This window comes from Pseudomonas sp. B21-019, assembly GCF_024749225.1.
GTDB lineage: Bacteria > Pseudomonadota > Gammaproteobacteria > Pseudomonadales > Pseudomonadaceae > Aquipseudomonas.
Genome location: NZ_CP087193.1, coordinates 6110778 through 6136730, shown reverse-complemented (window position 1 = coordinate 6136730; position 25953 = coordinate 6110778). Strand labels below are relative to the sequence as shown.

At 60.5% G+C, this 25953-nt stretch carries 29 protein-coding genes; 16 read left to right on the top strand and 13 right to left on the bottom strand.

Annotated features, from left to right (window positions below; translation table 11 throughout):
- Positions 1-4 precede the first annotated feature (4 nt).
- On the bottom strand, positions 5-1498 hold the full coding sequence (locus tag LOY36_RS27700) for a YifB family Mg chelatase-like AAA ATPase (RefSeq protein WP_258671608.1): 1494 nt from the start codon (positions 1496-1498) through the stop codon (positions 5-7).
- A gap of 341 nt (positions 1499-1839) precedes the next feature.
- On the opposite strand from LOY36_RS27700, the gene LOY36_RS27695 reads away from it, so the two are divergent.
- A complete protein-coding gene (locus LOY36_RS27695) occupies positions 1840-2103 on the top strand; it encodes a HigA family addiction module antitoxin (RefSeq protein WP_018927527.1) in 264 nt (87 codons plus the stop codon).
- 233 nt (positions 2104-2336) lie between these two features.
- Here the strand turns inward: LOY36_RS27695 and LOY36_RS27690 are convergent, their stop codons facing one another.
- Positions 2337-2597, bottom strand: a complete 261-nt coding sequence (locus tag LOY36_RS27690) for an accessory factor UbiK family protein (protein ID WP_258671606.1) — start codon at positions 2595-2597, stop codon at positions 2337-2339.
- 416 nt (positions 2598-3013) lie between these two features.
- Between LOY36_RS27690 and glnK the strand changes: the two genes are divergently transcribed.
- The 4 genes from glnK to sutA all read left to right on the top strand — a co-directional run bounded on the left by glnK (position 3014) and on the right by sutA (position 5790).
- The gene (gene glnK, locus LOY36_RS27685) at positions 3014-3352 is read left to right on the top strand and encodes a P-II family nitrogen regulator (RefSeq protein ID WP_002555808.1); all 339 of its coding nucleotides are present in this window, start codon (positions 3014-3016) and stop codon (positions 3350-3352) included.
- A gap of 35 nt (positions 3353-3387) precedes the next feature.
- Complete coding sequence (locus LOY36_RS27680) at positions 3388-4725, top strand: ammonium transporter (protein ID WP_018927528.1); 1338 nt, start codon at positions 3388-3390, stop codon at positions 4723-4725.
- Between the two features lie 213 nt (positions 4726-4938).
- Positions 4939-5364, top strand: coding sequence for a secondary thiamine-phosphate synthase enzyme YjbQ (locus LOY36_RS27675; protein ID WP_007941276.1), 426 nt, complete (start codon positions 4939-4941; stop codon positions 5362-5364).
- Positions 5365-5466: 102 nt separating this feature from the next.
- Positions 5467-5790, top strand: coding sequence for a transcriptional regulator SutA (gene sutA, locus LOY36_RS27670; protein WP_018927530.1), 324 nt, complete (start codon positions 5467-5469; stop codon positions 5788-5790).
- Positions 5791-5870: 80 nt separating this feature from the next.
- On the opposite strand, the gene LOY36_RS27665 is transcribed toward sutA, so the two are convergent.
- From LOY36_RS27665 to lptM, 6 genes are read right to left on the bottom strand one after another with little or no spacing between them, the layout of a single operon-like run.
- Positions 5871-6578 carry an HAD family hydrolase gene (locus LOY36_RS27665; protein ID WP_258671605.1) on the bottom strand — a complete coding sequence of 236 codons (708 nt, stop codon included), beginning with the start codon at positions 6576-6578 and terminating at the stop codon, positions 5871-5873.
- A complete protein-coding gene (gene xerC / locus LOY36_RS27660; protein WP_018927532.1) occupies positions 6575-7474 on the bottom strand; it encodes a tyrosine recombinase XerC in 900 nt (299 codons plus the stop codon). Before xerC ends, LOY36_RS27665 begins: the two co-directional genes overlap by 4 nt.
- 2 nt (positions 7475-7476) lie before the next feature.
- Complete coding sequence (locus tag LOY36_RS27655; RefSeq protein WP_258671603.1) at positions 7477-8202, bottom strand: DUF484 family protein; 726 nt, start codon at positions 8200-8202, stop codon at positions 7477-7479.
- A gap of 13 nt (positions 8203-8215) precedes the next feature.
- Positions 8216-9046 carry a diaminopimelate epimerase gene (dapF, locus tag LOY36_RS27650; protein WP_258671602.1) on the bottom strand — a complete coding sequence of 277 codons (831 nt, stop codon included), beginning with the start codon at positions 9044-9046 and terminating at the stop codon, positions 8216-8218.
- A gap of 4 nt (positions 9047-9050) precedes the next feature.
- Positions 9051-10298 carry a diaminopimelate decarboxylase gene (lysA, locus tag LOY36_RS27645; RefSeq protein ID WP_007941282.1) on the bottom strand — a complete coding sequence of 416 codons (1248 nt, stop codon included), beginning with the start codon at positions 10296-10298 and terminating at the stop codon, positions 9051-9053.
- Between the two features lie 9 nt (positions 10299-10307).
- The gene (gene lptM / locus LOY36_RS27640) at positions 10308-10481 is read right to left on the bottom strand and encodes an LPS translocon maturation chaperone LptM (RefSeq protein ID WP_007941283.1); all 174 of its coding nucleotides are present in this window, start codon (positions 10479-10481) and stop codon (positions 10308-10310) included.
- A 238-nt stretch (positions 10482-10719) separates the two neighbouring features.
- On the opposite strand from lptM, the gene cyaY reads away from it, so the two are divergent.
- The 3 genes from cyaY (at position 10720) to rnk (ending at position 11970) form a co-directional block, all read left to right on the top strand.
- Complete coding sequence (gene cyaY, locus LOY36_RS27635) at positions 10720-11052, top strand: iron donor protein CyaY (RefSeq protein WP_018927535.1); 333 nt, start codon at positions 10720-10722, stop codon at positions 11050-11052.
- 4 nt (positions 11053-11056) lie between these two features.
- Positions 11057-11275, top strand: coding sequence for a DUF1289 domain-containing protein (locus LOY36_RS27630; protein ID WP_258671601.1), 219 nt, complete (start codon positions 11057-11059; stop codon positions 11273-11275).
- 284 nt (positions 11276-11559) lie between these two features.
- Positions 11560-11970 (top strand): nucleoside diphosphate kinase regulator, encoded by a 411-nt coding sequence (gene rnk, locus LOY36_RS27625; RefSeq protein WP_007941285.1) that lies wholly within the window; start codon positions 11560-11562, stop codon positions 11968-11970.
- Between the two features lie 6 nt (positions 11971-11976).
- On the opposite strand, the gene LOY36_RS27620 is transcribed toward rnk, so the two are convergent.
- The 3 genes from LOY36_RS27620 to LOY36_RS27610 all read right to left on the bottom strand — a co-directional run bounded on the left by LOY36_RS27620 (position 11977) and on the right by LOY36_RS27610 (position 15738).
- Complete coding sequence (locus tag LOY36_RS27620; RefSeq protein WP_258671600.1) at positions 11977-14823, bottom strand: class I adenylate cyclase; 2847 nt, start codon at positions 14821-14823, stop codon at positions 11977-11979.
- Between the two features lie 207 nt (positions 14824-15030).
- Positions 15031-15276 carry a TIGR02647 family protein gene (locus LOY36_RS27615; protein ID WP_007894898.1) on the bottom strand — a complete coding sequence of 82 codons (246 nt, stop codon included), beginning with the start codon at positions 15274-15276 and terminating at the stop codon, positions 15031-15033.
- A 177-nt stretch (positions 15277-15453) separates the two neighbouring features.
- Positions 15454-15738, bottom strand: coding sequence for a hypothetical protein (locus tag LOY36_RS27610; RefSeq protein ID WP_018927538.1), 285 nt, complete (start codon positions 15736-15738; stop codon positions 15454-15456).
- Positions 15739-15863: 125 nt separating this feature from the next.
- Between LOY36_RS27610 and LOY36_RS27605 the strand changes: the two genes are divergently transcribed.
- Positions 15864-16523 carry a glutathione S-transferase family protein gene (locus tag LOY36_RS27605; RefSeq protein ID WP_019650121.1) on the top strand — a complete coding sequence of 220 codons (660 nt, stop codon included), beginning with the start codon at positions 15864-15866 and terminating at the stop codon, positions 16521-16523.
- A 107-nt stretch (positions 16524-16630) separates the two neighbouring features.
- Here LOY36_RS27605 and argH read toward each other — a convergent pair whose 3' ends face one another.
- On the bottom strand, positions 16631-18025 hold the full coding sequence (gene argH / locus LOY36_RS27600; protein ID WP_019580504.1) for an argininosuccinate lyase: 1395 nt from the start codon (positions 18023-18025) through the stop codon (positions 16631-16633).
- Between the two features lie 462 nt (positions 18026-18487).
- Between argH and LOY36_RS27595 the strand changes: the two genes are divergently transcribed.
- From LOY36_RS27595 to rsd, 7 genes are all read left to right on the top strand, one after another.
- Positions 18488-19234 (top strand): LytTR family DNA-binding domain-containing protein, encoded by a 747-nt coding sequence (locus LOY36_RS27595; RefSeq protein ID WP_007899317.1) that lies wholly within the window; start codon positions 18488-18490, stop codon positions 19232-19234.
- 136 nt (positions 19235-19370) lie between these two features.
- On the top strand, positions 19371-20312 hold the full coding sequence (hemC, locus tag LOY36_RS27590) for a hydroxymethylbilane synthase (protein WP_258671598.1): 942 nt from the start codon (positions 19371-19373) through the stop codon (positions 20310-20312).
- A complete protein-coding gene (locus tag LOY36_RS27585; protein WP_258671596.1) occupies positions 20309-21076 on the top strand; it encodes a uroporphyrinogen-III synthase in 768 nt (255 codons plus the stop codon). The genes hemC and LOY36_RS27585 overlap by 4 nt, the downstream gene beginning before the upstream one ends.
- A gap of 16 nt (positions 21077-21092) precedes the next feature.
- The gene (locus tag LOY36_RS27580) at positions 21093-22247 is read left to right on the top strand and encodes a uroporphyrinogen-III C-methyltransferase (RefSeq protein WP_064621060.1); all 1155 of its coding nucleotides are present in this window, start codon (positions 21093-21095) and stop codon (positions 22245-22247) included.
- A complete protein-coding gene (locus tag LOY36_RS27575; protein ID WP_018927545.1) occupies positions 22244-23482 on the top strand; it encodes a heme biosynthesis protein HemY in 1239 nt (412 codons plus the stop codon). Before LOY36_RS27580 ends, LOY36_RS27575 begins: the two co-directional genes overlap by 4 nt.
- 362 nt (positions 23483-23844) lie before the next feature.
- Complete coding sequence (locus tag LOY36_RS27570; protein WP_258671594.1) at positions 23845-24396, top strand: disulfide bond formation protein B; 552 nt, start codon at positions 23845-23847, stop codon at positions 24394-24396.
- A gap of 179 nt (positions 24397-24575) precedes the next feature.
- Positions 24576-25046 carry a sigma D regulator gene (gene rsd / locus LOY36_RS27565; protein WP_258671593.1) on the top strand — a complete coding sequence of 157 codons (471 nt, stop codon included), beginning with the start codon at positions 24576-24578 and terminating at the stop codon, positions 25044-25046.
- Between the two features lie 61 nt (positions 25047-25107).
- Here rsd and LOY36_RS27560 read toward each other — a convergent pair whose 3' ends face one another.
- Positions 25108-25773 (bottom strand): FKBP-type peptidyl-prolyl cis-trans isomerase, encoded by a 666-nt coding sequence (locus LOY36_RS27560; RefSeq protein ID WP_258671592.1) that lies wholly within the window; start codon positions 25771-25773, stop codon positions 25108-25110.
- Positions 25774-25953 lie beyond the last annotated feature (180 nt).

Sequence of the window (25953 nt, the reverse complement as noted above, 5' to 3'; positions counted from 1 at the left end):
CGGACTAGAGTGTTGTTGGCCGATATTGCAGCGCTTCGGCCAGGTGTTCACGGGTGATGCCATCGACTTGTTCAAGGTCTGCCAGAGTGCGAGAGACCTTGAGCAGTCGATGGGCCGCACGAAGGGACAAAGTCAGTCGCTCACACGCCGTTTCCAGCCAGGTTTCGTCAACTGTGGATAACTTGCAGTGCTTGCGCAGGCCCGGTAAATCGAGAAAAGCATTGGCGCAGCCCTGGCGTTTCTGTTGCCGCTCCCGTGCATCGGCGACCAGCGCGGCCGAGGTCGCGGTGTCGTCGCCGGGCTTCGACGCTGGGTTCAGCGCCGTAGCCTCCCGAGCAACCGTCAGGTGCAGATCGATGCGGTCCAGCAGTGGCCCCGACAGCTTGTTGCGATAGCGCTGCACCATGTCCGGCGTACAGGAGCAACGGCCACTTGGCTCGCCAAGATATCCACAGGGGCAGGGATTCATCGCGGCGACCAGTTGAAAGCGCGCCGGAAAGCGTACGCGGTCCTTGGCGCGGGAAATCACGATGTGGCCGGATTCCAATGGCTCTCTCAACACCTCCAATACCTTGCGATCAAACTCTGGAAGCTCATCGAGGAACAACACGCCATGGTGGGCGAGGGTGATTTCGCCGGGTTGCGGTTTCGAGCCGCCGCCTACCAGTGCAGGGCCTGAGGCGGAGTGGTGGGGCTGTCGGAAGGGGCGCTGTGGCCAATGACTCAACGGCACACAACTGGCGACCGATTGAATCGCCGCGACTTCCAGTGCTTCGCTCTCGACCAATGGCGGTAACAGCCCCGGCAGACGACTCGCCAACAACGTTTTTCCCGTCCCCGGCGGCCCGCTGAACAACAGGTTATGAGCCCCCGCCGCCGCAATCAGCAAGGCTCGCTTGGCCGCAAGTTGTCCCTGAACTTCATTCAAGTCGGGATAGGGTTTGCTGGCGTAGAGCAAACCGTTGGAAGCGTAGGGTTCGATGGGCGTGTGACCATTGAAATGCGCGACCGCTTGAAGCAGATGATCCACCGCAATCACCTTCAACCCCGAAGCCAGGCACGCCTCTTCGGCATTCGCTCGTGGGACTACCAGCGTGCGCCCGGCCTTGCGCGCCGCCAGCGCAGCCGGCAACACCCCGCGAACCGCACGCACTGCGCCTGACAGCGCCAGCTCTCCCAGGCACTCCACGTCATCCAGCGTCAACGTCGGCACCTGCACGCTGGCCGACAGAATCCCCAAGGCAATCGCCAGATCGAATCGCCCGCCATCCTTCGGCAAATCGGCAGGGGCGAGATTCAAGGTGATGCGCCGTGCCGGAAATTGCAGGCCGGAATTGATGATCGCGCTGCGTACCCGGTCCTTGCTTTCCTTCACCGCCGCCTCGGGCAGCCCGACCATGGTCAGCGACGGCAAGCCGTTAGCCAGATGCACTTCGACGGTGACGGCGGGCGCATCCACGCCGACTTGGGCGCGGCTGTGGACGATGGATAGGGACATGGTCGTTCCTTGAGCTGACAGGGAACCGCTTCCTGCGGGTTTTTGAAGGGTAGTCGTGGGCAGATGATTTAGCGTTGTGGCGGAGTAACCAAACTTTCGCAGGATGTTGCTGGGCGAGCTGATTCCAGTCAGTTAAGTCGTAACGCAATCTGTACCAGCCTTCGGCAGCTGCTACACAGGTTACGTCGCGGCTGGTATTTGGGCGTAATCAACTGAGGAGCTAGTTTTTTTGTAGGACCGGGCCTGGATAGATGAAGGACTTCGGTGAAAGAGCTCGGACGCTCTTGTCGGATCGGGGTGGCTGCTTATGATCACAGTTGATCAAGCCCTCAGGAGGGGAGATGAGCAATTCTGGAATGCGGCCGATTCATCCTGGCGAAATCCTTGAAAAGGAGTTTCTTGAGCCAATGGGCATTACGGCGGCTGGTTTGGCTAGCTCGTTGAATGAGGTTGGAGATGAGGTGAGTGCCCTTGTGATGCAGGAGAGCGATGTAGGCCCTGATCTTGCCGAGAGGCTTTCCATTTACCTGAACACCACGCCCGAACTCTGGCTAAACCTGCAATCGACCTACGATCAGCGCAGGGCCGAAATCGAGCGTGGTTGAGCTTCGGGTGCTTGCATCACCCGCGAAGCACGCTTCCACCAAGAGGCATTGAGCGGACGGCGGCGGAGGAAGTTGCCGGGATGTTTGCGGGGCTTAAGATCAAAAGATCGCAGCCTTCGGCAGCTCCTACGGGGCGGTTGTTCCAGCGCGGGGCGGCTGGAACACCGTGGTGACTCTAATCGCGAGCAGGCTCGCCCCCACAGTAGATCCCATTGCCAAGGGAACCGGCGGGGTTATTCGGTGGGTGGATTGAGCTTCGCTTCCAGCTCCGCCACTTTCGCTTCAAGGCTCTCCAACCGGGCGCGTGTCCGTGTGAGCACGACCATCTGGCTGTCGAATTCTTCACGGCTTACCAGATCCAGTTTGCTGAAGCCGCTTTGCAGCAGGGCCTTGAACTGGCTTTCGATTTCGCTTTTCGGCAGTGGGGTGTCGCCGCTGAAGAGGCGGGAGGCGGTGCCGCTCAGGGCGTCGAGGAAGTCTTTTGGCGCGAGCATGGGAAATGTCCTGTCAACAATGACGGGCAGTGTATCACGCAGTGTCTATAGTCAATCTCGGCGGCTGGGATGCACGCTTTTCGCGCATACGAGTGGGCGGTCGCGCACTGTTGTTGTGCGTAACCGTTGCGTCAATCGACTGGAAGGGCCTGTGGCAGCGGCCAAGGGCTTGAAATCAATGGGTTTTGGATAGATGGCAAGCTTTCTGCTTAGTCGCTGGTGACCCATGCACTGATGCAGTCGCTGTGACGAATGCAGTGCGCCAAGCGGAACGGGGGAAGTTTCGTGCGGAGTGGTTAGCTGGCGTCGGATGGGCAGGTAAGGCCGACGATGCGTTACAAAGCCAGGCACTGCGCTTAGACTTGAGTCGGGTTTGTTTTCCTGGGGCAAGTCCACCAATTCGGGAGAGAGTTTTCATGAAGCTAGTCACTGCCATCATCAAGCCGTTCAAACTGGACGACGTGCGCGAGTCGCTGTCCGAGATCGGCGTGCAGGGCATTACCGTTACTGAGGTCAAAGGCTTCGGTCGGCAGAAGGGTCACACCGAGCTGTATCGCGGCGCGGAGTACGTGGTCGATTTTCTGCCTAAGGTGAAGATCGATGTCGCCATTGACGACAAGGATCTGGACCGGGTTATCGAGGCGATAACCAAGGCCGCCAACACCGGCAAGATCGGTGACGGCAAGATCTTCGTGGTCAATCTGGAACAGGCGATTCGCATCCGTACCGGCGAAACCGATACCGACGCAATCTAAGCCGCCACAAACCCAACGCCCCAGGAGAAAACAAAATGACTCTGCGTAAATTCGCAGGGCTAGGAGCCCTGTTGTCCATCGTAATGCCTGGCCTGGCCATGGCGGCAGATCCGGTGGCGCCTCCAGTCCTCAATTCCGGCGATACCGCCTGGATGATGACCTCGACAGCCCTTGTGCTGTTCATGACCATCCCCGGCCTCGCGCTGTTCTACGGCGGCATGGTTCGTTCCAAAAACGTTCTTTCGTTGATGATGCAATGCTTCGCCATTACCGGCCTGGTCACCATCCTGTGGTTCCTTTACGGCTACAGCATGGCGTTTGACACAACGGGTATGGAAGCTAACGTCGTCAACCTCAATTCGTTTGTCGGCAGCTTCGCCAAGGCATTCCTCGCCGGCATCACGCCTGCCAGTATTACCGGCCCCGCGGCGCTGTTTCCCGAGGCGGTGTTTGTCACCTATCAGATGACCTTCGCCATCATCACCCCCGCGCTGATCGTCGGTGCTTTCGCCGAGCGGATGAAGTTCTCCGCAATGCTGGTGTTCATGGGGATCTGGTTCACCCTGGTTTACGCGCCGATTGCGCACATGGTCTGGAGCGGTCCGGGTTCGCTGTTGGGCGACTGGGGCGTGCTCGACTTCGCAGGCGGCACCGTGGTGCACATCAACGCCGGTGTGGCCGGGCTGATCGCCTGTCTGGTACTGGGCAAGCGTAAAGGCTTCCCAACCACCCCGATGGCTCCGCACAACCTCGGCTATACCCTGATGGGTGCCGCGATGCTCTGGGTTGGCTGGTTCGGTTTCAACGCCGGTTCCGCTGCCGCAGCCAACGGCACAGCCGGTATGGCCATGCTGGTGACTCAGATCGCTACCGCCGCCGCAGCCTTGGGCTGGATGTTTGCCGAGTGGCTGACCCACGGCAAACCTAGCGCACTGGGTATCGCTTCGGGCGTGGTGGCCGGTCTGGTTGCGATCACTCCTGCGGCGGGTACCGTTGGCCCGATGGGCTCGATGATCATCGGTCTGGCAGCAGGCGTGGTGTGCTTCTTCTGCGCGACTACCCTGAAACGCAAAATGGGTTACGACGACTCCCTCGACGCCTTCGGCGTGCACGGTATCGGCGGTATCCTCGGCGCGATCCTGACGGGTGTGTTCGCGGCACCGTCCCTGGGTGGCTTCGGCACCGTCACCGACATCGCGGCTCAAGTCTGGATTCAGTGCAAAGGCGTGGGCTTCACGGTGATCTACACCGCGATCGTCACCTTCATCATCCTCAAGGTGCTGGACGCTGTCATGGGTCTGCGTATCACCGAGGAAGAAGAGGCAGTCGGCATCGATCTGGCGCTGCACAACGAACGCGGCTACAACTTGTAAGCACGCCTATAAAAAAATGCCCGGCTTGCCGGGTATTTTTTTGTCTTGATTTTGTCAGTGAAGGAAAGGCTGAAAGGTTTTTTCATACACGTTCAGGGGCGTTTACAACGGGTGTTTTTCTGCGGCCAATGGCTTACACGATTGAAGGAATATTAGGGCCTTTGTTTTTTCCCAGAGCGCGCTAGAATGCGCCCCGAACGTGCGGAGAACTGTATGTGGCAACAGACTCTGATTACCCTGCGGGCACGGCCCCGGGGCTTTCATCTGGTAACGGACGAGTTACTCGCCGGCTTGCCTGAACTCAAGGCGTGTCGGGTCGGTCTGTTGCATTTGTGGCTACAGCATACCTCGGCGTCGTTGACCATCAACGAAAACGCCGATCCGGCGGTACGTCGCGACTTCGAACGATTTTTCAATCGTCTGATCCCACAAGGAACGGACGACTATGAGCATAACGACGAAGGCCAGGACGACCTCCCGGCGCACTTCAAGGCCAGCGTGCTTGGCTGTCAGCTCAGTTTGCCAATCTCGGCAGGCCGACTGGCGTTGGGAACCTGGCAAGGCGTTTATCTGGGCGAGCACCGTGATCATGGCGGTGCTCGTAAAGTCCTCGCCACCGTGCACGGTGAAGGGGCATAAACCGCTGGTCACCAGCGGTGGTTGAATTTTTTCCGGCAGCCTTCGACAGGAGGCAAAGCTGGGCTATAACTAATCTGCTTTTCGCAAGTCATGAGGTAGAACATGAGCGACGATGATCTGGAAAACGACGACCTCGAAGTAGGCGACGACGACGAAACCGAAGAAGGCTTGGAAGCGGCGGCTGAAGACGTCGCTGAAGACGACGGCGGTGATGTGCCGGTTCCGACTGCCAAAGGCAAAGCCAAGGCAGCGGTATCGGTCGACGAGCTGCCGAGCGTTGAAGCCAAGAACAAGGAACGCGATGCCCTGGCCAAGGCCATGGAAGAGTTTCTGGCACGGGGTGGCAAGGTGCAGGAAGTGGAGGCCAATGTGGTCGCCGATCCTCCCAAGAAGCCTGATAACAAGTACGGCAGCCGGCCTATCTAAGCGCCTGCTTCCTGCTTGCTGAAAAAGCCCGCCGTCGCTGCGGGCTTTTTCATGGGCGAAAATCAAAAAATCGCAGCACCTCAAATATCGGCTGAGTTCCAGCGGGCCAACAACCCCGGCAACTCGGTCAAACTGCGAATCTCGGCATCCGGCGCCTTCTCGGCTTCCCACACTTTGCCCGCCGGGTTAAACCAGATCGCTCGCAATCCAGCCTGCTGGGCACCGGCAATGTCATCGCCGGGATGATCGCCGATATGCACCGCGGTTTCAGCGGTCGCGCCGCCACGTTGCAGCGCTTCATGAAACAGTCGCGCATCCGGTTTGGCGATGCCGATGTCTTCGGCGCACAGGGCAAACTTGAAGTAATCCGCCAGGCCCAGTCGGCGCACATCGGCGTTGCCGTTGGTCACTACACCGAGGGCGTAGTGCTTGGCCAGCGTCTCCAGCGTCGGCTCGACTTCGGGGAATACTTCCAGCTGATGCCGGGCATGCAGAAACACTTCAAAACTTTGATCAGCCAGGTCTGAGGCTTGGCCATGGTCGTAACCAGCCTCTTCCAGAGCATGGAAAAGCACCCGCCGACGCAGCGCGCTGATACGGTGCTTGAGGCTCGGCTCGTTGCTCAACACCCGCTCGCGAATCGACCACAAATGCTCCACCGGCACCGCGCCCAGGTTCGGCGCATGCTCGGTCAGCCATTCACGCAATATGGCTTCGGCGCTGGCGATTACCGGTGCGGTGTTCCACAGGGTGTCGTCGAGATCGAAAGTGATCAGTTGGATGGTCATGAATCATCGCCTTTAATGCGTTTGGCCCGTGGATGGGCGCTGTCGTAGACCGTCGCCAGGTGCTGGAAGTCCAGGTGGGTGTAGATCTGGGTGGTCTTGATGTCCGAGTGGCCGAGCAGCTCCTGCACGGCGCGCAAGTCCTGAGAGGACTCCAGCAAATGGCTGGCGAAAGAGTGTCGCAACATGTGCGGGTGCAGGTTCTGCCCCAGTTCGCGCTCGCCGGCGGCCTTGACCCGCACCTGAATCGCCCGAGGGCCGAGGCGCCGACCTTGCTGGCTGACAAACACTGCGTCGTCTGCCGGGTTGGTCATGGCCCGCAACGGCAGCCATAGTTCCAATGCTTCGCGAGCCTTTTTGCCGACCGGCAACAGTCGGGTCTTGCTGCCTTTACCGAGGACCTGAACCATGCCGTCAGCCAGGTCCAGCTGATCGAGGTTGAGCCCGGTCAGTTCGGAAAGGCGCAAGCCGGAGGAATAGAACAGTTCCAGAATCGCCTGATCCCGACGCGCCAGAAAATCATCCTCTACCGCGCCTTCCAGCAGTTGCAGCGCACGGTCAGTGTCGAGGGTTTTCGGCAGGCGGCGTTCGCCCTTGGGCGGTGCCAGGCCATTGGCCGGGTCGTGGTCGCACAGGCCTTCACGGTTCAGATAGTGATAGAGCCCGCGCACCGCCGAGAGCAGTCGCGCCAGGCTGCGGGACGATTGGCCTTGTGCATGCAAGCGAGCGATCAGGCTGCGCAGCCGCTGGATGTCCAGCGCGGCCCAACTGCCGATGTTCTGTTTGACGCACCAGCCAAGTACTTTGTCGAGGTCGCGGCGGTAGGCGTACAGCGTATGCGGCGACACTTGCCGCTCACTGCGCAGGTGTTCGCAGTAAGCGTCCAGTTGCCGTTCCACGATCAGCGAACCGAGCGCAGGGAGTTGTTGACCCGTGGCAGCACGCGGCCCATGACTTCGGCGATGTAGCTGAGGAACAACGTGCCCACCGAACTCTTGTAGTGCTGTGGATCGCGGCTGGCGATGGCCAGAACACCGTGGATGCCCTGGTGGCTGATGGCGACGACGGCGGTGGAGCCGATCTGCTTGCGCTGTTCTTCGCCGAACAGGAAGTCCAGTTCATGCTCACGCAGGCTGCCGCAGACGCTTTTGTCTTCCGAGAGCAGGCCGCCGATGGCAGTTTGTGCGTCGGCATGGGTGACCCAGCGGCCTACCGGCATCGGGTTGTCGCCCAGCAGGATCAGGCTGACGAAGGGCACCTGAAAGTCCTGGCGCAGGCTGTCTTCGACGCTGATCACCACGTCTTCCAGGCTGGTTGCGTCCATCAATGTGAGAATCAGACGGCGGGTCTTGTCGAACAGGCGATCGTTGTCGCGGGCCACATCCATCAGGTGCGAGAGGCGATGACGCAACTCGATGTTGCGATCGCGCAGAATCGTCATCTGGCGTTCGACCAGCGAAATGGTGTCGCCACGCTGGTGCGGAATGCGCAGGGCCGGGAGCAGTTCTTCGTGCTCGATGAAGAAATCCGGATGAGCCTCCAGGTACGCGGCAATCGCCGCCGCCTCAAGGCTTTCGGAAGGGGATTCGTCGGGCTGTAGGGCGGGAACCTGGGGCTTGTCGGTCATGGATTTCGCTCACTCAAAGACGCACTTGTCCTTCGTATACGCGTACTGCCGGGCCGGTCATCATGACCGGTTGGCCAGGGCCTGCCCATTCAATGGACAGGCGCCCGCCGGGCAGGTCGATCAATAGCGGCGAATCCATCCACCCCTGGCTGATCGCGGCCACTGCGGCGGCACAGGCGCCGGTGCCGCAGGCCTGGGTTTCCCCGGTCCCGCGTTCCCAGACGCGCAACTGCGCGCGGTTCCGGTCGATGACCTGGAGAAAACCGACATTGACCCGCGCCGGGAAGCGCGGGTGATGTTCGATTTTCGGCCCCAGTTCATGCACCGGTGCATTGTTGATATCGCTGACCCGCAACACGGCATGGGGGTTGCCCATGGACACTGCGGCCAGTTCAACCGGGGCGCCATCGACGTCGACCTGATAGCTCACGGCCTGGCTCGGGGCTTCGAACGGAATCTCGGCCGGCACCAGGCGCGGGGCGCCCATGTTGACGCTGATCTGGCCATCGTTGCGGATGTCCAGTTCGATGATGCCGCTTTTGGTCTCGACGCGAATCTGCCGCTTGGCGGTCAGGCGCTTGTCGAGCACGAAGCGGGCGAAGCAGCGTGCACCGTTACCGCACTGTTCCACTTCGGAGCCGTCGGCGTTGAAGATCCGATAGCGGAAATCCACGTCCGGGTTGCTGGGCGCCTCGACGATCAGCAACTGGTCGAACCCGATGCCGGTGTGCCGGTCGCCCCATTGCTTGGCATGCTTGGGCAGAATGTGCGCGTGCTGGCTGACCAGGTCGAGAACCATGAAGTCATTGCCCAGGCCGTGCATCTTGGTAAAACGCAGCAGCATGGGGTTACTCCGGCAGCAGGCTTTCGCCAGCAAACAACTCGGCTACCGTCTCGCGGCGACGCACTTCGATTGCCTGATCACCGTCCACCAACACTTCAGCGGCGCGGCCGCGAGTGTTGTAGTTGGAACTCATGACAAACCCGTAGGCACCGGCCGAATGCACGGCCAGCAGGTCGCCTTCTTCCAGCGCCAGCTGACGGTCCTTGGCCAGGAAGTCGCCGGTTTCGCAGATCGGGCCGACGATGTCGTAGGCACGCGCGGCGGTATCGCGAGGGCGCACGGCGGTAACGTCCATCCAGGCCTGGTACAGCGCCGGGCGGATCAGGTCGTTCATGGCCGCATCGACGATGGCGAAGTCTTTGTGTTCGGTGTGCTTGAGGTACTCGACCTGGGTCAGCAGCACGCCGGCGTTGGCAACGATGAAGCGGCCTGGCTCGAACACCAGCGCCAGGTCACGACCGTCGAGACGTTCGCGCACGGCCTTGATGTAGTCGGCAGCCAATGGCGGCTCTTCATCGCGATAACGCACGCCCAAACCGCCACCCAGATCGATGTGGCGCAGGTAAATGCCGCAATCGCCGAGGCGGTCGACCAGGCCCAGCAGGCGGTCGAGGGCATCGATGAAGGGTGGCAGGGTGGTCAGTTGCGAACCGATGTGGCAATCGACGCCGACCACTTCCAGGTTAGGCAGTTGCGCGGCGCGGACATACACGTCTTCGGCGTCGGCGATGGCGATGCCGAACTTGTTTTCTTTGAGGCCGGTGGAAATGTACGGGTGCGTGCCGGCATCGACGTCCGGGTTGACGCGCAGCGAGATCGGCGCGCGAACGCCCAGCTCGGCGGCGACTACTTGCAGACGCTCGAGCTCGTCGGTGGATTCGACGTTGAAGCAGTGCACGCCGACTTCCAGGGCGCGACGCATGTCGTCACGGGTCTTGCCGACACCGGAGAACACGATCTTGTCGGCGCGGCCGCCAGCGGCCAGTACACGCTCCAGCTCGCCACGGGAAACGATGTCGAAACCGGCACCCAAACGGGCCAGGACATTCAGTACACCCAGGTTGGAGTTGGCCTTGACCGCAAAGCAGACCAGGTGCGACGTGCCGGCCAGCGCATCGGCGTAAGCCAGATACTGGGCTTCGATGTGGGCACGGGAGTAGACGTAGGTCGGTGTACCAAAGCGTTCGGCGATGGCGGACAGGGCAACACCTTCCGCGAACAGCTCACCGTCACGGTAGTTAAAAGCGTCCATGGCGTTCCCTTATTGGTAGACGTCGTGTTTGTGTGCTTTCGACGGAGACTGTTGCGACGACTTGGCCTGCTCTGCAGGATCCTGGCTGTCATCGGGCAGGTACAGCGGGCCTTTTTGACCACAGGCCGATACCAGGCAGGCAACCGCGACGAGCGCAGCAAGGGAAGAGATCAGGCGCTTCATGGCGAAATCCTTGAAAATGCGTTAATTGCGCCGGAGTATACCGGCCACCCGGCAGCTTGCCTATGTGACGCGGCTCCCGTCCGGCGGGCCTTTGACTGTGGCGCAGTAACTTGTCCTGCGTTGCGCAGGGATATTTCGTACCGCACCTCGTCCTTGGTGGTTATTCTTTGCAATCATCGGGGCTCGCCCGTATCTTGCGGCGCTTGAGCGTGAGTAGACACTTTTTGAGGTTCCCGTAATGAGTTTGACTGAAGCCCGTTTTCACGACCTGGTCGATGCCACCCAGCAGACGCTGGAGGATATTTTCGATGAGAGTGACCTGGATATCGATCTGGAGAGCTCGGCCGGTGTGCTCACCGTCAAGTTCGAAAACGGCAGCCAGTTGATCTTCAGTCGTCAGGAGCCGTTGCGGCAATTGTGGTTGGCGGCGGTGTCGGGTGGCTTCCACTTCGACTACGACGAAGAGAGCAAGCGCTGGATGTGCGACAAGAGCGACGAGCAACTGGGCGAGATGCTCGAGCGCATCGTCAAGCAGCAAGCCGACGTTGAACTCGATTTCGAAGGTCTGTGAGATCGTGACCCAGCCCGCGCCCGTTCGCCCGCCCAAACCGCTCTATAGCAACGTCAGCCCGGCAGTGCCTTCGCCGTGCAGCGGTGTGTGCCGGCTGGATGAGCAGAAGGTTTGCCTGGGGTGTTTTCGGCATGTCGAAGATATCCGTGAATGGCGCTCGGCCGATGATGAGCGGCGGCGGGTGATTTGCGTGCAGGCTGCACAACGCAAGTCTTCGGTCTAATCACTCTGTTGGGGCGACGGCTCTTTTTGTGGCGAGGGGGCTTGCCCCCGTTCGGCTGCGTGGCAGTCGTAAGCTTTTTGGGGCCGCTTCGCGACCCAACGGGGGCAAGCCCCCTCGCCACAGATGTCAGCGCTGGGCCGTGGTCGCCCCCCCCCCGGCTTGTTTATTTATTGAGCTGTGATAGTGTCCAGATACGCCTCAACCCATCGAGGCTCGTGAAAACCCCGCCTTTTTCTGGCGGGGTTTTGCTTTTTTCGTGCAGAAGAAAGGAGTCTGCCCTGATCATGACCGCACCTTCCATCACCCTTACCCGTCTGGACGTGCAACGTCTGGAGCGCCTGATCGACAGCCTGGATGACTCGCTGCCGGGCGTTATCGCGCTGCAAACCGAACTGGATCGCGCCGATACCCTGGTCGGTCACGAAGAGGTGCCGGCCGATGTCGTGACCATGAATTCTAAAGTGCATTGCCGCGAAGAAAGCAGTGGCAAGGACTACCACCTGACCCTGGTCTACCCCAAGGATGCCAACGCCGACGAAGGCAGGATTTCCATTCTGGCGCCGGTGGGCAGTGCGTTGCTCGGCCTGAAGGTTGGCCAGCACATCGACTGGCCGGCACCGGGTGGCAAGACCCTCAAACTGACCCTGCTGGAAGTCGAATCGCAACCTGCCAATGGCGGCGCTTTCCCGGAATAAAACCCCTCAGACCTGCTCGAGCGCCTCGTTCAATGCGCGCTCCAGGTAGGCCTTGTAGCGCAAATACAAATTGCTTGAGCTCTGACCATCACCGAGCAGGCCCGACAGGTCCAGGTCGGTGATGTAGCAGCGATAGCGTTCGGTCTCGCGGCGCTGTTCGACGATTTCCCGGGCGACCACGCTGAACAGCTGGTCGCCATGTTCCAGCTCTGAAAATTCCCGCTGATTGCAATACAACGTGACTTGCACCTGTCCCGGTGCGGCTTTGCCGACGATCGCCTGCACGTCATAGAACGGTTTGTTGACCGGAGTTTGCGGCGCTGGCCGGGTTTCGACCCGACGCGCCCGCGCGGCGCCTGAAGGCAACAACTGGTAATACAAAGTTTCCAGGCTCAGCGGCTGGGCGGCGTCCATCGGTAGCAAGGCGTCGCGCCGGTACTGGATCGACTGCAGGAAACGTTGCAGCGGCACCAGCAGGCTCTGTTCGTCGTGATAGGGCAAGCGTTGTTGCCACAAGGCATTGAACTCATCCAGTACGTACATATCGGCCTGGTGTTCGTTGATCCGGTAGAACACCTGAACGCAGTCGGGTTGCCCCATGGGCAGGATCAGCGCCAGGTCGTGGTCTTCCAGTGCCATCGGGTCCAGATGCAGCGGGCTGTAGCTCGCCAGCTCTTCGCCGAGGTAGTCGAGCAGCGCCGGCAGCGTGGCGAGGGCAACGTGATTGACCTGGCCGGGCACCAGCTCCAGCACGTGGTAATGCTGCTGGACCTGAATCAGGTAACGATGATTGAGTTTGCTCAGCAGCAGGTTTTGCGCGGTATCGAGAACTTCCTCGACCCGTCGGGCAATGAATTGCGCGCGGTTGTGGCAGAAGCAACGCACCCGCAGCTTGGGCTGCTGTGGCCCGTCCGGCAGGTTGTTGAGGTAATCGCGCAGGCAGTCGAGCAGGGCATGGGGGCCGTCAAAGCGGCTGACCAGCACTTCGTTCCAGCTGTTGAGCGTGACCTGATCCAGGGTCAGCACCAGATTTTCCCGCACGCCGGCGTAGCTCAGGGAATCGGTGCGCTCGGTGGTCATCAGGATGTTCATGTCGCGATGGTGCTTGAGCGGATCGACGCCGACGTTCACCAGAATCAGTATTTCGCTCGGCACGCTGGCGCGCAGCAAAGGCTCTTCGGCGACGGTGATCAGGGGCAGGGCGATGCTTTGCTGCAGGCTGCCGAGCAGGTTGAACAGTTCGAACTCGCTCAAGTCGCTGGTGCCGGGGTGCAGGGCCAGGCGGGTGCTGCTGTCGATCACGCCGTTACGGTGACACCAGGTGAGCAGTTCGAGTAACTGGCGGCTGCGCTTGATCGGCGCGAAATGCTCCCACTCATGAGCGGTCAGGCTGCCGTTGTACAAACCCCATTGGGTTTGCCCCGGCTCTCTCTTATTCGGGGCCTGCACCAGCGTCAGGGTGTCTTCGGCCAGATCGGGGGCGATGCCCGGGTTGATGCATTCGACCTTGTCGGCCTTGCGCTCGAAGGCCGCGTACAACCGCCGGCCCAGCACATTGAGGTCGCGCTTGTTGATCAGGCTGACGGTCTGCTCGTTACGGGCAAACTGTGTCAGGAAGCGGTAGCTGTAATTCAGTTCGCCGACCAAGGCACGGCGCTCGGCGCTGACCTGGCGGACTTTCCACTGGCTGCGGCTGTCGAGCAACGCCAACTGACGCTGATCCCAATGCCATTCGTGGGCCAGGCGTTCGAGCAGCGAACGCTGCCAGCTCTGGGTTCGACCGCTGCTGCCGGTGAGCTTGCGATTGACCTTCAGGTACAGCGCACGGCGTACCAGTTCGAGCCGCTCCGGTTCGCCCCGAGCCGTGAGGTATTCCTCGATGCGCCGGTAAACCACCATGTACGGGTCCAGTTCATCGAGGTCCAGTCGATTGGCAAACACCGCCTGTTTGAAACGCAGGCTCAGGCAGTGGACTTTCGGGTGTTCACTGGCGTAGACCTCGGTCAGCAGCAGTTTTAGCACTGATTTGTAGGGCGATTCGATGCCTTTGAACAACTGCCAGAGCCCGGCACCGATGAATTCCCCGGGCGGGATGTGCGCCAGATGCCCCAGGTCCAGTGTTTCGTCGGTACGGATGAAGCGTTTGGAAAGCAACGTGTGGGTGTAACGGTCGTACGCAGCCTCTTCGTAGACCGGCACCAGCCACCAGATGGGGGTGCGTCCGGCCAGCCAGATCGCGGTTCGATAGAACTCGTCCAGCAGCAGATAGTGCTGGGTGGTGCCACAGTCTTCCGAGCTCAACTGCGTATCGCGCTCGCCGAGCACGAAACGGGCCGGGTCGATCAGGAAAAAGTGCGCCTCGGCGCCCTGGCTGGCGGCCCAGACTTCCAGCAACTGGCATTTCTTGCGCAGTTCAGCGAGCTCGCTTTCGCTCAGGTCCGGCCCATGACAGACCCACACGTCCATGTCGCTCTGATCGGCCTGGGCCAGGGTGCCGAGACTGCCCATCAGGAACAGGCCGTGAATGGGGCGCGGCGGATTGCTGCCATGGCGCGGCTTGTAGGAAAACGAGCGGGTCAGGCGTTGGGCTTCGGCGAGGGTGTTGGTGTCGGGTTCGTAATTCGACAACCCGGCCGGGGTGCTACCCGAAACGTAACCCGGCAACAGCGGATGATTGACGTGGAAAAACAGCGGCAACAGGGTCAGCACCGTTTGCTGGCGGGTCGACAACCCTTCCATGGCGCGGGCCATGCGGCCCTCGTTGAGCTTCAGGAAACGGGCGCGCAGCTGGCTGAGAACCTTGCGGTCGATTCCCTCGTCCAGATCGGGGCGGATTTCATGGGTGCGGGTCATGTCAGCTCAATCCGGCTCGCGGGGCTCGGACGTAGGAGGGCTCAGGGTGAGGGGCAGTTTAGCGCCTCGGCCCCGGGACTTTTAAGCTGATTTTGTTTTCCTGGCGTCAGATTTCTATCGTTTGGCGACGGCAGGTAACAGGGCCAGTCATCAAGTGTGCCCGCGGAAATCCCGTGACAGAGCTTTCCGTGGGCTATGCAGTGATGCTCAGGCTGTTTCCCGCACGGACAGAATGGTGAGAACGGTCTGCACATTTTGTGCGGCGTCACGCCCCAGGCTGGTCAGGTAACCGCCATCGGGCTGGGTGATCAATTCTTTGTCGAACAGTCTTTGTGCGGCGGCAATGGCTTTCGGGGCAGCGGTCTGATGAATTTTCAAACCTTCCTGGGAACTGTCCAGGTTGAAGAGTGCGAGGATTTCCAGTTCGGCAACCAACTCAGGGGTAAGCGACATAAGGACTCCAGACTTTCTAGGAATTAGACGATAGCGCCCCTAAGGTGAACCCGTCGGTGAGGCATGTCCAGTGCTGGCAACAGGGTTTTTCTCCCCGAGAGGCATTCCCCGGAGGGTGATACGGACAGCGGGGGTGGTTTCTGTAGGAGCGAGCGCGCTCCTACAGGGGGGGCGGGGTTATTGCTTTTCCGGCGGCAACTCTGGCAGTGCGCGCAGCGCCGTTTCATACCATTCGGTGTCGAATGCACGGTCCTCATCGAGCATGGCGTCGATCTCGTAGGCCAGCACATGGGCCATCAGGTTGAGGATTTCTTCACGTTCGTAACCCACCAGGGTCAGCTTGTTGAAGGTTGCCTTGGCCGCTGGCGGGTTGTCGCTTTCGATCTGGTTTTCGATTGCTTCGATCAGCGTCGTTTCGGCGAATTCTTCTTCGTCGTTGTCGATGTCGTTTGGCTCGCTCATGGCAGGCTCCTCAAGGAAAGGCGGCCAGTTTACCTGCATTCAGCATTGTGATGCTGCTGGCAAGAAGTGCCTGGGCGTTCTATAACTGGCGCTGCCAACCCCCTGCACGGCCTGGAGGCTATGTAATGCTCAAGCTTTATGGATTTTGCGTCAGCAACTATTACAACATGGTCAAGCTGGCGTTGCTGGAGAAGGGACTGTCGTTTGAAGAAGTGCCGTTTTACCCAGGCACCAGCCCCGAGGCGCTGGCCATCAGCCCGCGCGGCAAGGTTCCGGTACTGGGCGTCGAGCAAGGTTTCGTCAACGAAACCAGCGTGATTCTCGAGTACCTCGAGCAGAGCCAGAAAGGCACACCGCTGCTGCCGAGCGAGCCCTTCGAGCGAGCGCAGGCGCTGGCTTTGGCCAAGGAAATCGAGTTGTACATCGAACTGCCGGCGCGCGCCTGCTACCCCGAAGCGTTTTTCGGCATGTCAGTGCCGGAGGCGATCAAGGACAAGACCAAGGCCGAGTTGCTGCTGGGGTTCGCCTCACTGGGCAGGCACGGCAAGTTCGCCCCTTACGTGGCGGGCGACCGTCTCAGCATTGCGGATTTGTATTTCCTGTACAGCGTGCCGATGGCTTGTGCCGTGGCGCAGAAGCTGTTCGATATCGATCCGTTGGCTGAGATGCCGGCGGCCAAGGCGCTGCTGGAGCGTCTGGGGCAGAATCCGAACGTGCAGCGAATTGCGGCAGACAAGGACGCATCAATGCCCGCGTTTCTGGAGATGATCGCGTCGAAGAAATAGATTGTGTAACGATCTTGAAAATGCCTTCGCGGGCAAGTCTCGCGCCTGAGGGGTACGGTCCCCTGTAGGCGCGAGCGGTGCGGCGATCCGACTTGCCCGCGAAGCTTTTAACGGCTGGCGAGCAATGCCTGACCGCGAGCCACGGCAGCCTTGACCTGTGCCGGCGCGGTTCCGCCGATATGGTCACGGGCATTCACCGAACCTTCCAGGGTCAGCACGGCAAACACGTCCTGCTCGATCTGGTCGCTGAACTTGCGCAGTTCTTCCAGGCTCATTTCCGCCAGGTCCTTGCCGCTGTCTACGCCGTACTTCACCGCGTGGCCAACGATCTCGTGGCAATCACGGAACGGCAAGCCGCGGCGTACCAGGTAGTCGGCCAGGTCGGTGGCGGTCGAGAAGCCGCGCAGGGCCGCTTCGCGCATCATCGCGTGCTTGGGCTTGATCGCCGGGATCATGTCGGCAAAGGCCCGCAGCGAGTCGCGCAGGGTGTCGGCGGCGTCGAACAGCGGTTCCTTGTCTTCCTGGTTGTCCTTGTTGTAGGCCAGGGGCTGGCCTTTCATCAGGGTCAGCAGGCCCATCAGCGCGCCAAATACCCGGCCAGTCTTGCCGCGAACCAGCTCCGGCACGTCCGGGTTTTTCTTTTGCGGCATGATCGAGCTACCGGTGCAGAACCGGTCCGGCAGATCGATGAACTGGAACTGCGCGCTGGTCCACAGCACGAGCTCTTCGGAGAACCGCGACAAGTGCATCATCGCGATGCTCGCGGCCGAGCAGAACTCGATGGCGAAGTCGCGATCGGACACGTTGTCCAGGGAGTTGCCGCCAACAGCGTCGAAGCCCAGCAACTGTGCGGTGTACTCGCGGTCGATCGGGTAGGTGGTGCCAGCCAGTGCAGCGCTGCCCAGCGGCATGCGGTTGGTACGCTTGCGGCAGTCCACCAGGCGCTCGTAGTCGCGGCTGAGCATTTCGAACCAGGCCAGCATGTGGTGCCCGAAAGTCACCGGCTGCGCGGTTTGCAGGTGGGTGAAGCCTGGCATGATGCTGCCGGCTTCGCGCTCGGCCTGCTCCAGCAAGCCTTTTTGCAGGCGGGTGATCTCGGCCAGGATCAGGTCGATCTCGTCACGCAGCCACAGACGAATGTCGGTGGCGACCTGGTCGTTGCGGCTACGGCCGGTGTGCAGCTTTTTACCGGTCACGCCGATGCGGTCGGTCAGGCGCGCCTCGATGTTCATATGCACGTCTTCGAGGTCGATGCGCCAGTCGAACTGGCCGGCCTCGATTTCACCCTGGATGGTCTTCAGGCCATCGATGATGCTGTCGCGCTCGGCATCGGTCAGCACGCCGACCTTGGCCAGCATCGTGGCGTGGGCGATCGAGCCCATGATGTCGTGGCGATACAGGCGCTGGTCGAAGGTGACGGAGGCGGTGAAGCGGGCAACGAAGGCGTCGACGGGTTCACTGAAGCGGCCGCCCCAGGACTGATTGGTCTTGTCAGTGCTCATGAATTCGCTCGTATCGGCTTGAAGAAAGATGGCGTGGAACGCTGACGCGGATAATAACAGGGTTGCCAATCCTGTCGCTGACACTGGTCGATACGTTTTTTTCTCATGGGGCGATCCATACTCGAAGCCAGCGATGCGCAAATTGCGCAACGATATTTCTCATTTGAGCAATATCGTCGCGGCAACCGTCTACAGTTGGACAGTAGGATCAGCGCACTTCTCGATGCTGCAGCTGACTATAGAGAGAAGAGGGGTGTTCATATTGTGTATCAGCAAACCCTATGGCGATGCCTCGCCAACGCGGGCCTGGGCCGTCAGTCACCCGGCAGATGAAAATTTAGCCGCCGGTCTTGCGGCACTTTTTGGCCCTCGCGCTAGTCTTAGCGTGGATCGCGGTGACGGACGTCACTTCACCTGTCTACGCTATCTTTGTGCGAGACTCACGCAGGAATCCAGCGCAATATGAATGTCCTGATCGTTGATGACGAACCCCTGGCCCGCGAGCGCCTGAGCCGAATGGTCGGCGAACTCGAGGGATACAACGTCCTGGAGCCCAGCGCCACGAATGGCGAAGAGGCATTGGCACTGATCGACAGCCACAAGCCGGATATCGTACTGCTCGATATTCGCATGCCGGGCCTCGATGGCCTGCAAGTGGCGGCACGATTGTGCGAACGCGAAACCCCGCCCGCCGTGGTGTTTTGCACAGGGCCCGATGAATTTGCCGTGGAAGCCCTACAGGCCAGCGCCGTGGGCTATCTGGTGAAGCCAGTGCGCACAGAACAGTTACATGAAGCATTGAAAAAAGCCGAGCGCCCCAATCGTGTCCAGCTCGCAGCCTTGACTCGTCCTGCCGCCGAAACCGGCAGCGGCCCACGCAGCCATATCAGCGCCCGCACCCGTAAAGGTATTGAACTGATCCCGTTGGGCCAGGTGGTCTACTTTATTGCCGACCACAAGTACGTGACCTTGCGCCATGAAGGTGGCGAAGTGCTGCTGGATGAGCCACTCAAGGCCCTCGAAGACGAGTTCGGCGACCGTTTCGTGCGGATCCACCGCAACGCACTGGTCGCCCGCGAACGCATTGAACGGCTGCAACGCACCCCCCTGGGGCATTTCCAGCTGTTTCTCAAAGGCCTGAACGGCGACGCCCTGATCGTCAGCCGACGCCATGTGGCCGGCGTGCGCAAAATGATGCAGCAGCTTTAATCCGCCATTCAGGGCGGATTTCTACCCTGTTTTCGGACCTTGAGGGCCAGGGAGGCCATGCAGTTTCTGATACAAGTCAAAGTGGATTTGGCTGAGCTGTTATTATCTGCCGTATCTATTCAGTACGGATTGATCCATGTCCTCTCGCGAAATCCGCATCGCCACCCGCAAAAGTGCTCTCGCCCTGTGGCAGGCCGAATACGTCAAGGCTCGTCTGGAACAGGCCCATCCGGGCCTGCTCGTGACACTGGTGCCCATGGTCAGTCGCGGCGACAAGCTGCTCGATTCGCCCCTGTCGAAAATCGGCGGCAAGGGCCTGTTCGTCAAGGAGCTGGAAACCGCGCTGCTGGAAAACGAAGCCGACATCGCCGTGCATTCGATGAAAGACGTGCCGATGGACTTCCCCGAAGGCCTCGGTCTGTTCTGCATCTGCGAGCGCGAAGACCCGCGCGATGCATTTGTCTCCAATACCTTCGCCAGCCTGGATGAGTTGCCGCCAGGCAGAATCGTCGGCACCTCCAGCCTGCGCCGCCAGGCTCAGTTGCTGACCCGTCGCCCGGACCTGGAAATCCGCTTCCTGCGCGGCAACGTCAACACGCGCCTGGCCAAGCTCGATGCCGGCGAATACGACGCCATCATCCTCGCCGCGGCGGGTTTGATTCGTTTGGGCTTCGAAGACCGCATCACCTCGGCCATCAGTGTCGATGACAGCCTGCCGGCCGGTGGCCAGGGCGCGGTCGGTATCGAGTGCCGTAGCGCCGACACTGAGATTCATGCACTGCTCGCGCCGCTGCATCACCAGGATACGGCCATCCGCGTGACCGCTGAACGTGCCCTCAACAAACATCTGAATGGCGGCTGCCAGGTGCCGATCGCCTGCTACGCCGTGCTTGAAGGCGAGCAGATCTGGTTGCGTGGTTTGGTGGGCGATCCGAACGGCGGCCTGCTGCTCTGCGCCGAGGCCCGAGCGCCACGCAGCGAGGCCGAGGCCTTGGGCGTGCAAGTGGCCGAAGACCTGCTGAGTCAGGGCGCCGACGCCATTCTCAAAGCAGTCTATGGCGAGGCTGGGCACGAGTGACTGGCTGGCGCCTGCTGCTGACGCGCCCTGCGGATGAATCGGCGGTGCTTGCCCGTGTGCTGGCTGACGCGGGGGTTTTCAGTAGCAGCTTGCCGCTTTTGGACATCGAGCCGATGCCGGCCTCTGCCACAATGCGCGCAGTGATTCAGGACCTGGATCGCTATTGCGCGGTGATCGTGGTCAGCAAGCCGGCCGCCAGAATCGCTGTAGAGCTGCTCCACCAGTATTGGCCGCAACCACCGGTTCTGACATGGTTCAGCGTCGGCGCGGCGACGGCGCAGATCCTTGAGGCCAACGGGCTGGATGTGAGTTTCCCGGCCGACGGTGATGATAGCGAAGCCTTGCTTGAACTTCCACGATTGCGCGAGGCTATCGCCCATCCCGATCCTCGGGTGTTGATCGTGCGTGGGGAGGGTGGGCGCGAGTTGCTGGCTGAGCGTTTGCGCGAGCTTGGTGCTAGTGTCGAGTATCTGGAGTTGTACCGACGCGGCTTACCGCAGTACCCACCGGCAGCGCTGCCTGAGCGGATCGAGGCGGAACGCTTGAACGGGCTGGTGGTCAGCAGTGGACAGGGTTTTGAGCACCTGCACCGATTGGCTGGCGATGCCTGGCCGATCATGGCGCGGTTGCCGTTGTTTGTTCCAAGCCCCAGGGTCGCCGAGCTGGCACGCGCCGCCGGGGCCCAAACAGTTGTGGATTGTCGTGGCGCCAGTGCCGCGGCCTTGCTGACGGCGTTACGGGAGCACCCCGTACCCGTTTTCTAATGCAAAGGATGGATACGTGAGCAAAACAGCCTTGCCTAAAGATGACGTCCAGCCGGTGCTCGATGCGCCGGTAGAAGCACCGGTTGTAACCGGGCCACCTGCTACTGAGCCGCGCCGAGGCAATGGGCTGGCAATCGTCGCGCTGCTGTTGGGCGCTGCCGGTGTTGCCGTGGGCGGTTGGGGAGTCTGGCAGGTGCGTCACCTGCAAGCCGATAACCTGCAACAGTTGAGTCAGGTACAGGCGTTGAACGATCAGGCGCAGAGCCTGAAGCTCAACGAGCAGCGTCTGACCGCTCGCCTCGAACAAATGCCTGCCGCCGAAGAGCTCGATGCGCGCAGTCGCTTGGTCACTCAACTTCAGGGCGATCAACAGCGTTTGAATCAACGCCTGGAAACCGTCCTCGGTGCCAGCCGCAAGGATTGGCGTCTGGCCGAGGCTGAGCATTTGCTGCGACTGGCCAGCCTGCGTCTGTCGGCGCTGCAGGACATCAGCAGCGCCCAGGCCCTGGTGCAGGGGGCCGATGAGATACTCCGTGAACAGAATGACCCGGGGGCTTTTGCCGCTCGCGAGCAAGTGGCCAAAACCCTGGTGGCCCTGCGCAGTACCGAACAGCCGGATCGCACCGGGTTGTTCCTGCGACTGGGTGCCTTGCGCGATCAAGTGATCAGCCTCACCGAACTGGCGCCCGAGTACAAGGACCGTGGCGAATCCCTGCTGGGCCTGACGGCCGATGGCGACGGCGCCAGTCGCTGGGCGCAATGGTGGGATCAGATCTCGCGTTACATCCGAATCGATTTCAACGCCGACAAGAATGTCCGTCCATTGCTGGCAGGGCAGAGCCTGAGCCAGGTGCGTCTGGCCTTGAGCCTGGCGCTGGAACAGGCGCAGTGGGCCGCGCTCAACGGTCAGGCTGCGGTTTACACTCAGGCGCTGACCGAGGCGCGGGACGTGCTCAAGGGTAACTTCAATCCGGACAACCCTCAGAGCAAGATCATGCTGGAGCAGGTGGCCGAGTTGAGCAAACAGCCAGTCACGGTGGTCACGCCGGATCTGACAGGCACGTTGAGCGCCGTCCAGGCTTACCTTGAGCGACGCAACGTCAACGCCGAGGACTCAGTGAAACCTCTGGCCAAACCTGCCGCGAGCACTGCGCAGGAGGCCACACCATGAAGCGTCTCTATGTGATCGTGTTCGTGGTCATCGCTGCCGCCGCCGCGTTGGGGCTGGCGATTGCCGAGCATTCCGGCTACGTGCTGATCGCCTACAAGAGCTTCCGTTACGAATCGAGCCTGTGGGCAACCCTGGCCTTGGTGGCCGTGCTGTGGCTGGTGTTCTGGGGCATCAAGGCGCTGGTCGAACTGGTGACAACTTCCGGTGGGGTGGTCAACCCATGGTCGCGGCGCAATCGCAGTCGACGGGTGCAAGTGGCGATCGAGCACGGCCAGCTGGATTTGGCCGAGGGCCGCTGGGCCAGTGCGCAGCGTCACCTGTATCGCGCGGCAGAAGCCGAACGTCAGCCGCTGCTCTACTACCTGGGTGCTGCCCGCGCCGCGAACGAACAAGGTCTCTACCAGGAAAGCGATAACTTGCTGGAGCGCGCTTTGGAGCGACAGCCCCAGGCCGAGCTGGCGATTGCCTTGAGTCATGCCCAATTGCAGACCGACCGCGGCGACACCGACGGCGCTCTGGTCACCCTGCAAGCCATGCACGAGCGTCATCCTCATAACGTCCAGACCCTGCGCCAGTTGCAACGCCTGCATCAGCAGCGGGGAGACTGGTCGGCAGTGATTCGCTTGCTGCCGGAGTTGCGCAAGGACAAGGTGCTGCCGCCAGCCGAGCTGGCTGAACTGGAGCAACGCGCCTGGGGTGAGAATCTTTCGTTGGCGGCGCACCGGGAAGAGGACGGAACGGTCGGTTTGCAATCGCTCGCTCGTGCCTGGCAGCAGCTCACCGCGGCTCAGCGGCAGGAACCGCAGCTGGTGCTGGCCTATGCCGAGCAACTGCGGCAACTGGGCGCGCAGGTCGAAGCCGAAGAGGTTCTGCGTACGGCTCTCAAGCGCAAATACGACAGTCATCTGGCACGCCTGTACGGTCTGGTTCGCGGTAGCGATCCGGCCAGACAGCTGCACACCGCTGAAGGTTGGCTCAAGGATCATCCGGCCGACCCGAGTCTGTTGCTGACGTTGGGCCGTTTGTGTCTGCAAAGCAGTCTGTGGGGCAAGGCCCGGGACTATCTGGAAAACAGTCTGCGTGTACAGCGTAATCCTGAAGCCTGCGCCGAACTGGCGCGGTTGCTGGCGCAATTGGGTGACACCGAACGCAGTAATCAGTTGTTCCAGGAGGGCTTGGGCCTGCTGGACGAGCGCTTGCTGTCGGCTCCGCTGCCGGTGCCGGCTCATGCTTGATGCCGGCCTATAGCCGCTGCCGGAGGCTGCGTTCGGCTGCGCCGCAGTCGTAAAATCAGGCGCCGCAGTCGGAACAGGTGAGTCGTGTTAAACCGATTACGACTGCTGCGCAGCCGAACGCCGGCTGCGCCAGCTGCTATAGGGGAAGTCGTTCGTCAGGGCAATCCAACCGCTCCGAGTCTGCCACTGTTTTTGCGTTGTAGTCCTTGTCTGGCAAAGTCCTACAGCGGACTACATCTTATCCTCTCGACTCTGTCGGGAATTCCCTACACTTCTGGTGAAGTGTCCGTGCTGGCCTGCCTTGAAAGGCTGTTGCGCTTTCCTCTACCGTAACCGCTTGTCTCTACAGTTACGGAAAAGCCATGTCTTTGGCCTGCTCACGCTCCTTGTTTTTCATGGTTTTCATTGCAGGTGCCCTGGCCTTGGGCGTTTCCTATTACCTGGAATATGCGGTCGGCCTCAAGCCTTGCGGGTTGTGCCTGTTGCAGCGGGTTTGCCTGGCGCTGCTCACGGGTGTCTGCCTGACGGCTTCGGTGCAGGGGCCTGGTCGCTTGGGATCATTCCTGTATTGGCTACTGGGTCTGCTATGCAGTGTGGCGGGTACCGTCACGGCGTGGCGGCAGGTTGTGTTGCAGAGCGATCCGGTGCATCAGCTTTCGGCATGCTCGCCCAGCCTGACTGATCTGTTTGCCAGTACACCCTGGTTGTGTGCCGTGCAACGGTTGTTCAAGGGAACCGCCGACTGCGCGGAAATTTCCTGGACGCTGTTCGACCTGAGTATCCCGGAATGGAGCCTGTTGTTCTTCGTTGCGATGATAATTCTGGGCGGGTATCAATTGCTGCGCCTTGTCTGGATCGCGTGTCAGCGACCGCTCAGCGACGAGTCGTCGCACCGGGTATTGGCGGGCGATTAAACACTTGTATGAACTTTATCTCCTGCGTACCTTGAAGCCATAGGCGCGCGGGCATAATCTGGCCCGCACGTATCATTGGAATTATGTTGCTCGTTGCTGTTCTGCCTGACCCAGACCGGATGTGCCGAGTCTAGCGGCAGGCATGGGACGGCATCACCCAATAGGGAAGAGAGATCGCCATGTTAGATAGTTGTCAGAATGCTCAGGAACGCTGGGGTGGGGTTCATAAGCTCATTGACCGCTGGCTACAAGAGCGTGAAGAGTTGGTAACGGCGTTCCGCGATCTACGAGATGCCAAACCGGCTTTCGCCGACAAGTCCTTGAACGGTCGGTTCTGTGAGATTCTTGTCGATTACGTTTCTGCCTGGCACTTCGAAGTAAGTGAGCATCTGGTCAATGAGGCCAAGGCCTTTGGCGACGATGGCGGCCTTGAACTGGCGGAGCAGATCAACCCGCGTATCGACGTGAGCACCGAGATGGCGCTGTCGTTCAATGATCATTGTCACAAGGGTGACTGCAATGACACCGAGCGTTTCGCCGAAGCGCTGGAAAAGCTGGGCAGCCAACTGCGTGAACGCTTCGAACTGGAAGATTGCCTGATCGAAGTGCTGCACACCGCCCACAAGGAAGAGAGTTCGGTTCAGGCCTGAACCCTTCCCGGCTGGACACTGAAAACGGTGCGCAATGCGCACCGTTTTTCGTTTCCGGCATTCAGCTTGTAGCGCCACGCAATTCGACTTCGAATACCAGCGGCGTGAACGGCGCGATCAAGTCGCCGGCACCGTCGGCGCCATAGGCTTGCGCTGATGGAATCACCAGGCGCCATTTCGCGCCGACCGGCATATTTTGCAGCGCGCTACGCCAGCCGCTGATCACACTATCAAGACTGAACCACTGCGGCTGACTGTTCTGATCGAACACGGTACCGTCAGGTAGACGACCGATATACAGCACCTGGACTTTGCCGTTCGGTCCTGCCTTCGCGCCGGTTCCGGGAGCCAGTTCGGTCAGCAATACTCCATCTGCCAATTGACGGACGCCGGGTTTGGTTTTTTCCTCATCGAGAAAACGCCGCTCTTTTTCGAGGGCAACTTCACTTTGCGCGATGGCGGGTTGCTCGGCGACCTGGGCTTCGTGCTCGGCAAGAATCTGTTCGATCTGCTCGTCTTTCAGTGCCAGCGGCTTACCTTGGTAGGCTTGCTGCAAACCTTCGAGCAGCGCCTGAAGTTGCAGGTCCGGAACCTCCTGGCGCAAGCGTTCGCCAAGGCTCGCACCCAAGCTGTAAGCGAGATCGTGAGCGTCATTTGTGGTGGTTTTTTCGGCGGCCTGGACCACGGAAAAAAACATGCACAGCAATAAAAAAAGGTAGCGCGACATAGGCACTCTCCGACCTGAGATGCGCAGGATTATGCCAGTGTGAATGCTCTCGAAGGTGAACTGGTTTTGCGTAAGCGCAGAACATTTTTACTTCGTTGCAACGTAGCGCTTTCGATACTGTCAACATGCCCTAGCGGCGGTTGCAGCAGAGGTCTAGTATGAGCCGCATTCACGTCAGCC

Coding starts and splice junctions, on each gene's coding strand:
- LOY36_RS27700 (WP_258671608.1), bottom strand. CDS start 1,498: ATGTCCCTATCCATCGTCCACAGCCGCGCCCAAGTCGGCGTGGATGCG.
- LOY36_RS27695 (WP_018927527.1), top strand. CDS start 1,840: ATGAGCAATTCTGGAATGCGGCCGATTCATCCTGGCGAAATCCTTGAA.
- LOY36_RS27690 (WP_258671606.1), bottom strand. CDS start 2,597: ATGCTCGCGCCAAAAGACTTCCTCGACGCCCTGAGCGGCACCGCCTCC.
- glnK (WP_002555808.1), top strand. CDS start 3,014: ATGAAGCTAGTCACTGCCATCATCAAGCCGTTCAAACTGGACGACGTG.
- LOY36_RS27680 (WP_018927528.1), top strand. CDS start 3,388: ATGACTCTGCGTAAATTCGCAGGGCTAGGAGCCCTGTTGTCCATCGTA.
- LOY36_RS27675 (WP_007941276.1), top strand. CDS start 4,939: ATGTGGCAACAGACTCTGATTACCCTGCGGGCACGGCCCCGGGGCTTT.
- sutA (WP_018927530.1), top strand. CDS start 5,467: ATGAGCGACGATGATCTGGAAAACGACGACCTCGAAGTAGGCGACGAC.
- LOY36_RS27665 (WP_258671605.1), bottom strand. CDS start 6,578: ATGACCATCCAACTGATCACTTTCGATCTCGACGACACCCTGTGGAAC.
- LOY36_RS27655 (WP_258671603.1), bottom strand. CDS start 8,202: ATGACCGACAAGCCCCAGGTTCCCGCCCTACAGCCCGACGAATCCCCT.
- dapF (WP_258671602.1), bottom strand. CDS start 9,046: ATGCTGCTGCGTTTTACCAAGATGCACGGCCTGGGCAATGACTTCATG.
- lysA (WP_007941282.1), bottom strand. CDS start 10,298: ATGGACGCTTTTAACTACCGTGACGGTGAGCTGTTCGCGGAAGGTGTT.
- lptM (WP_007941283.1), bottom strand. CDS start 10,481: ATGAAGCGCCTGATCTCTTCCCTTGCTGCGCTCGTCGCGGTTGCCTGC.
- cyaY (WP_018927535.1), top strand. CDS start 10,720: ATGAGTTTGACTGAAGCCCGTTTTCACGACCTGGTCGATGCCACCCAG.
- rnk (WP_007941285.1), top strand. CDS start 11,560: ATGACCGCACCTTCCATCACCCTTACCCGTCTGGACGTGCAACGTCTG.
- LOY36_RS27620 (WP_258671600.1), bottom strand. CDS start 14,823: ATGACCCGCACCCATGAAATCCGCCCCGATCTGGACGAGGGAATCGAC.
- LOY36_RS27615 (WP_007894898.1), bottom strand. CDS start 15,276: ATGTCGCTTACCCCTGAGTTGGTTGCCGAACTGGAAATCCTCGCACTC.
- LOY36_RS27610 (WP_018927538.1), bottom strand. CDS start 15,738: ATGAGCGAGCCAAACGACATCGACAACGACGAAGAAGAATTCGCCGAA.
- LOY36_RS27605 (WP_019650121.1), top strand. CDS start 15,864: ATGCTCAAGCTTTATGGATTTTGCGTCAGCAACTATTACAACATGGTC.
- argH (WP_019580504.1), bottom strand. CDS start 18,025: ATGAGCACTGACAAGACCAATCAGTCCTGGGGCGGCCGCTTCAGTGAA.
- LOY36_RS27595 (WP_007899317.1), top strand. CDS start 18,488: ATGAATGTCCTGATCGTTGATGACGAACCCCTGGCCCGCGAGCGCCTG.
- hemC (WP_258671598.1), top strand. CDS start 19,371: ATGTCCTCTCGCGAAATCCGCATCGCCACCCGCAAAAGTGCTCTCGCC.
- LOY36_RS27575 (WP_018927545.1), top strand. CDS start 22,244: ATGAAGCGTCTCTATGTGATCGTGTTCGTGGTCATCGCTGCCGCCGCC.
- LOY36_RS27570 (WP_258671594.1), top strand. CDS start 23,845: ATGTCTTTGGCCTGCTCACGCTCCTTGTTTTTCATGGTTTTCATTGCA.
- rsd (WP_258671593.1), top strand. CDS start 24,576: ATGTTAGATAGTTGTCAGAATGCTCAGGAACGCTGGGGTGGGGTTCAT.
- LOY36_RS27560 (WP_258671592.1), bottom strand. CDS start 25,773: ATGTCGCGCTACCTTTTTTTATTGCTGTGCATGTTTTTTTCCGTGGTC.